At 54.4% G+C, this 6,153-nt stretch carries 5 protein-coding genes; 3 read left to right on the top strand and 2 right to left on the bottom strand.

Translation table 11 applies throughout. The annotated features are described in order from the left end of the window. Positions 1-68: 68 nt before the first annotated feature. Positions 69-1,472 carry an AAA family ATPase gene (locus tag Q1A91_RS22645; RefSeq protein ID WP_299882930.1) on the bottom strand — a complete coding sequence of 468 codons (1,404 nt, stop codon included), beginning with the start codon at positions 1,470-1,472 and terminating at the stop codon, positions 69-71. 581 nt (positions 1,473-2,053) lie between these two features. On the opposite strand from Q1A91_RS22645, the gene Q1A91_RS22640 reads away from it, so the two are divergent. Then, positions 2,054-3,331 (top strand): replication initiation protein, encoded by a 1,278-nt coding sequence (locus Q1A91_RS22640; protein WP_299882928.1) that lies wholly within the window; start codon positions 2,054-2,056, stop codon positions 3,329-3,331. Between the two features lie 3 nt (positions 3,332-3,334). Here the strand turns inward: Q1A91_RS22640 and Q1A91_RS22635 are convergent, their stop codons facing one another. Further along, entirely contained in the window at positions 3,335-3,793 is a 459-nt protein-coding gene (locus tag Q1A91_RS22635) for a LuxR family transcriptional regulator (RefSeq protein WP_299882926.1), read from the bottom strand. A 612-nt stretch (positions 3,794-4,405) separates the two neighbouring features. Here Q1A91_RS22635 and Q1A91_RS22630 point away from each other — a divergent pair. Next, positions 4,406-5,527: a helix-turn-helix transcriptional regulator gene (locus tag Q1A91_RS22630; protein WP_299882924.1), complete on the top strand. Its 1,122-nt coding sequence runs from the start codon at positions 4,406-4,408 to the stop codon at positions 5,525-5,527. Beyond that, positions 5,524-6,120 (top strand): hypothetical protein, encoded by a 597-nt coding sequence (locus Q1A91_RS22625; protein ID WP_299882922.1) that lies wholly within the window; start codon positions 5,524-5,526, stop codon positions 6,118-6,120. Before Q1A91_RS22630 ends, Q1A91_RS22625 begins: the two co-directional genes overlap by 4 nt. Positions 6,121-6,153 lie beyond the last annotated feature (33 nt).

Genomic DNA, 6,153 nt, shown 5'->3' with positions numbered 1-6,153 from the left:
TTTCGCGCGCGAAACCCTTCTCAAGCTCATCCAGTTGCGCGGCACTTGGCGCTTCCAATCTACGACGTTTAGCCATCTGATGTTGCCTCCTGCTCAGATGCTTTCATTTCCTGCTCATCCCGCCACCACGTTCCGATCAGCATTTCCTTGAACTCCGCATAAGTCCGGTCAAAGGCCTCACGGCCCCGCACGTAGGTGTCCCGGTTGAACTCCCGGTAATCTGCCTCATAAATCCCGTTCACTTGCTCACCGGCCTGACCGACAAGAGCTGTGAACTCCTGACGGTACGCATTCATGAAATCCCCAAAATAGGCCTGAATGACATTGGCAAGATCAGTCTGCTGATTGGCATCGAACCGCGTGATCAACGCGCGAACGACGTCCCACTCGAACTTCACCTCCGGCAATCCCGCCTTTCGGCGCCCCGCATTCTCGCCTTCCTCAATACTGGCGAAGGTCGAATAGAGCATATCAAAGAACCGCCCGGTCGAATCAAACTCCAGAAACGACGCCCCAAGCGGCACCAATAGAATATCTGCCGCCGCCAGGGCGTTGATGGTCAGGTACCCCAAGGCTGGCGGGGTATCGAGGATGATAACATCATACGCCTCCAGGATGCCCTCGTTTTCAAGGAAGTTGCTCAGCGCATCCCACAGGGGCCAACCCCGCGCACCCATCCGCCAGACCGGCACCTGAAACTCCGCCCAATAGAGGTTGAGCTGCGCCCCGATCAGATCAATGTTGGGCCAGTGGGTTGGTTGAATGACATCCTTTGCCTCAACCGTCAGCGCTTCTCGAAGGGTTTCATCAAGGGGCAGGGGGGCTTCGCCAGCAGCTGCTCGAACAATGTTTTCCTGTCCAACATGTTGCGCGTAGTCCTTGGCCAGCAAAGGAAAGACTGTTGACCACTCATCCTCCACCTTGCCGCCAAGGATGGAGGTCATTGATCCCTGGCTATCAAGATCAATCACCAGCACTTTGTAGCCGTCCAGAGCAGCCGCCATTGCCAGATGCGCGGCTGTAGAGGTTTTCCCAACGCCGCCTTTGAAATTCGCGACGGCCGTCACTTTCGCCGGTGCACCTTCTGGGCGGTAGGGGCGGTATTCCTTTGAGGCCATCCCTTCTTTGGAGAAGTGGTTTCGCAGCGAAAGGACCTCTTCCAGCGTGAACCATTTTGATCCCCCAGCGCCTTCTCCCTGTGGCAGATCCGGATTGCCTTTCAGGACACGACGCAGATGGGCAGGCGCCACAGGGATGAGGTAGCGGCAAATCTCCCAGGTGGAGAATTTGCGCAGGCGCTTTTTGCCATCTGGTGAATACCCACGCTTTGCCAAATCACTCCGGCCCCGCTCACAAAAACTTGCCGCTTTGGCGAATCGGGCCGTGTCCACCGGAGCGCCCAGACGGGCACCTGATGTTGCTGGATCCAGATTTTGATAGGGAGGGGTGTAGGTGTCTTGTTTTCTGCTCATGCCCGCGTCCTCTTATGATGTGAGGTGTTTTTGGTGTTTATGCCAAAACTATCGCACATCAGTCGAACAAGGGGAATCACCTTTGCGCCTTGAGGGCAGAATCAGAGCCTAAATAAAGCGCTTTCCATGATCAGACCCCATATCTTTCTTAATCGGAGTTCAGAAAGACAGACATATATGTTGAGATTCTTTATGAGCTTTAGATAGTTTCTGTGCGGAACACTTATATAAACCAATGAGTTGCATGCAGTTTGGCACCCAGATACAGGATGGACGGTACCTGGATACGGGTCGAACGGTACCTGAATACGGGAACAAGGGACCCAAGGCGCAGGATGTGAGGCACCGATTCGCAGGATGGTCCTAACACGACGGATTAGAGCCTGTTTTTTCCTGTTCTGATTCTCCCTGTTACGGTCACAAAGGTCCAAAGGTATCCATTTACAGGAGCGGTGGACCCAATTGGGTACCCATCTACGGGATCAAGCCCATCCCGCAAAAGGGTACCTGAATGCTTCTTGAGCCGAGGTACCTTTGCGTGGCATACTGTATCTAATCGAGCAGTGCGAGAACCATCGCGAATGAATGACCACGCAGGCAATATCACCCGGCTGACCGGCGCGCTCAAACGTGAGTCGGTCAAGAAGAACGTCGCCGCGATACATGTGTCCGGCAAGCTGACGCTTTTGCAGCGTAAGCTTTCGAATGTGCTGTTGCTGAATGCCTATGACGGATTGGTTTCTCAACAGAAGCATCGGATAGATGCACGAACACTGTGTCTGATGATCGGATATCAATCCAACGATATGGACACGCTCAAAAACGCCCTGCGGGGATTGGCTGAAACCGTTGCGGAATGGGATATGCTGGATGCGAAAGGGCATCAGGAATGGGGTGTGTCCGCACTCTTGTCATATGCCAAGCTGAAGGGCGGTGTTTGCGAATATGCATATTCTCCCGCCTTGGCTGAAAAACTGCATGACCCGAAGGTCTTTGCGCTGATCAATCTGAACATTCAAAAACGTTTCTCCAGCGGTCATGCCTTGGCGCTGTATGAGAATTGCTATCGGTTTGTCCGCACGGGCAGCACAGGATGGTGGGAGCTTGATCTGTTTCGGCGTCTGATGGGGGTGGAAGAGAGCGCGTATTATCAGACCTTCAAACACCTCAATGCCAAGATCATCAAACCCTCCGTTGCGGAGGTGAACAAAGCCTCAAACATCGAGGTCACACCAGAGTTTCGAAAGCAGGGCAGGACGGTCACGGAAGTCCGGTTCAAGATCAAGGAGAATGCCCAGCTTGCGATGTTCGATCTGGATGATGCGCCGGGCACACGAAATTCAGACATCTATGCCAAGTTGATGGGGCAGGGGGTGTCCGACCGTTTGGCACGGCAATGGATTGCGCAGCATGGCGAAGACTATGTCGCGACGAAACTGAAACTGGTTGCCGAGCAAGACGGAGTTGAAGATCCCGCCCGTTACCTCAACGCCGCCATTCGTCATGACTACAAGCCCGCAGCAACGCCGGTCGAAGTGCCGGCTGAGGTACGTGCTGCCGCCCAGGCCCGTGCGGCGGCAGAGGTCGCGGCTGAAGCCGAGGCGGAGGCCGAAGCACGGACGCGCGCCATGGAGCGGCGGGGCAGGGCGCAGCGCATGGAGCGGGTTCGCGATGTTGTGGCAGGGCGGAACCCCACCCAACGGGATGCAGATCGGCGGCTTTTTCTGTCGCAGCTCGAAAGCGAGCTGGATCGTGAGGATTTCGCGCGGCTTGGCTGGGCCAGCGCTTTGAATGCGCGTGCTATCTTTGCCTTTTGGGAAGAGATGGCGCCGGGTGTGTTCGACGATCTGGAAAGCTGAAGTCTAAAGCTGTTGCGCTGCCCACATCGCGGCTTGGGTCCGGTTTTTTGCGCCAATCTTGCGATAGCAGGCGCGCAGGTGGACTTTCACGGTTGCTTCGCAGATCCCAAGCTGATTGGCGATATCCTTGTTGGTTCCGCCATCCACAAGCTTCTCCAGAATGGCACTTTCACGGGCCGATAGCCGGATGGCTGCCGCGTTGGCTTTGGCAATGTCTTCATCTGATGCACGGTCCCGCATGGCGCCGACGTTCATCTGGGATGGGTGCGGATGATGTGGTGCTGCCGCACGGACCAATCGGTATCCCTCATGAACAACCGTCAGTGCCGCGGCGAGCGAATCCGCAGAGCGCTGTTCAGACAAAACCGCCTCTGCAACCATGCTGAGTTGGTTCTGCACATCCATCGGTACATCCCGATCTGTGACCACAAGAACACGCGCCTGGGCAAACCGTTCTTTCAACTGTGTGATGTCATTGCATGCAGAGGCATCACGACATGTACTGTGAAGCAAGATAACGTCAGACGCGTCAACATCATCAAGCGCGGCCAGTTCATTCAGGCACTGGCCGACGTCGAAATTTAACTTGGCGCAGATTGATGCGAACAGATCCCGCATCATTTCACTACCGCCGACAATATGAACTGACACCTCAGTTCCCCCCTAAATTCCGCTCACTAAAACGGCGTCTGATGGCAAAAAATTGCCTAAAAAGCTTTTGCGTAATTCGGACGTCCCCATTTGGGGGTTCCGCTGCTAGAAAAAAGATACAACACTTGTCTGGTCAAAGTTAAGGCGGTGTCGTGGCGGCTTGGCCGCTTCTAGGTCTTTTGGCTAAGTTTTTGCCACATTTTGCTGGCATATTTTAATTAAGTTTTTGATTTCCCATATATTTCTGGTTTGTGTCCGTTTTGGAAACGATATGTTTCTGCCTTATTGCACTGGCGGAAATCCACCGTTCGTTACGGTTTTTCAACCCCCGGTTGGGAATCTTGAGCGGTTTTACGCCGTTTGAGGTAGAACCATCGGCCAATTTTTGACAAAATTGCACATAACCGTGAGTTTCCGTGTGATTTGTCTACACCCTTTGCGTTCGGGCGGGATTCCTTCCCCTGTGTTAACTTAGTGTTATCCAAATCGAGTGCACCGGGGGAATTTATGAGCACTTTACCAAGGTCTGCGGTGGGGACCGAACATTTTGTCTTTTCCAATTCGCTTAAAAGATCTTTAACAACTCTTACAAAGAAGGCTTTCGTGCGATTTGACGCGCTGAACGCCAACGTCTGCCTGACCACGATTGAAGACACAGCCGCGCAAGGTGCTGGCACGATGACGGGCAAGCTCCGTCATGTGGGCCAGCCCGAAGCGATTGCTGATTTTCGCGCGATCGACGTAGACGGCAAGGATGGGTCCTGGACCCATGGGTTTACCACCGACGGCACCTGGGTGCTTTTCCGGTGTACCTATGCGGATGGCGCGGTTGATCTGATCGCGCTGCAACAGGACGGCGGTGTGCATGACGCCCACTGCAAAGACGTGCTGGCTGCCATTTGGCGGAACCTGCGCGAAGATTGCATCAGTGAACTTCAAAGTGGCGAAGGGGAGGCAGTCAGCAGCGCGTTGCTCTGGACGATCTCCAACAAGACCGACTCTGCCGTGATGGTTCTGGATGCAAACGGCACCATTCTGGAAGCAAACGCCGCAGGGCGTGAGGTTCTGGATCAAGGTGATGTTGTTGTTGATGCGGCCGGTCAGCTGAAGCTGGCAAACACGGCTGACAGTAAAGCGTTGAACGTCGCCATGCGCGAGTGTTTGGCGGTGCCTGAAGGCAATAATGATGAGTTCATTCTGTTTCTTGAAGGCAACTGTGCCGGTGGCCGGTTGCCTCTGTCGCTCTCTCAATACCGTTGTGCGGCCCATGACACGCCGCTGATCATTGCGATCCTGCCGTGTCAGCCGGATATCAAGCGGATCGAGATGCTTGCACAGAAGATGGGGTTGTCCCCTGCTGAATCGCGGGTTGCCGCGCTGATGCAGCTGGGCCTGCCCAATCGCAAGGCGGCGTCCATCGCGGGCGTCAAGGAACAGACTTATAACACGTACGCAAAGCGGGTCCTTTCCAAGTTGGATATGGGGAACCGCGCCGAGATGGCCCATGTTCTTACTTGGCAGTCATCTGTAGGGAGGGCATCATGAACCAAGTGAGTGGACAAGACACATATAAAGGCACGCCAGCTGACAAGCCGGTTGATGCCGCGAACAAACCAGCGCTTGCGAAAGCCGCGCCGGTCAAATCTGGCGTTGCATCGACACGTTCGCTGACAGAAGCAGACATGCTTGCGCTGAAGAAATTTCTGGTGACAGGCGATCAGGCCATCGCGCGGCAGCACGACCTGGTTGAGCTGCACAAGCGGTTCGTCAAGATGTTCGAAACCCTCAATCAGGGTATCGGTGAGATGTATGTCAACAAGGCCGACAAGGATCGTCAGATCCTGTCAGAACGCCTTGACACCATGGAAGAGGCGGTCGACCGGATGGAAGGCGCTTTGCGGATTGAATTTGAGCCCGCATTGCGTGCTGCAATGGCAGATGTCGTTGCGGATACCGCCAAACCAAAGCGTCGCTGGTTGCGCGGCGCAATTCTGGCCAGTGCCCTGATTTTAGGTGGCATTCTGGCTGGAGCAGCGTTTCAGGAACCCGTAAGGGAAACAGTATTTTCTATTGTTTCTGAAATGGAAACGCAATTTGGCAACTTTAAGGCATTTTTATCCCCAAATGGGGGCAGTTAAGCGACTGCATTAGTGGTTTCTTAACGTCAAGAC

Source organism: uncultured Sulfitobacter sp. (assembly GCF_947500075.1).
Lineage (GTDB): Bacteria > Pseudomonadota > Alphaproteobacteria > Rhodobacterales > Rhodobacteraceae > Sulfitobacter.
This window is presented reverse-complemented; position numbering and strand designations above follow the sequence as displayed.

Coding starts and splice junctions, on each gene's coding strand:
- Q1A91_RS22625 (WP_299882922.1), top strand. CDS start 5,524: ATGAACCAAGTGAGTGGACAAGACACATATAAAGGCACGCCAGCTGAC.
- Q1A91_RS22645 (WP_299882930.1), bottom strand. CDS start 1,472: ATGAGCAGAAAACAAGACACCTACACCCCTCCCTATCAAAATCTGGAT.
- Q1A91_RS22640 (WP_299882928.1), top strand. CDS start 2,054: ATGAATGACCACGCAGGCAATATCACCCGGCTGACCGGCGCGCTCAAA.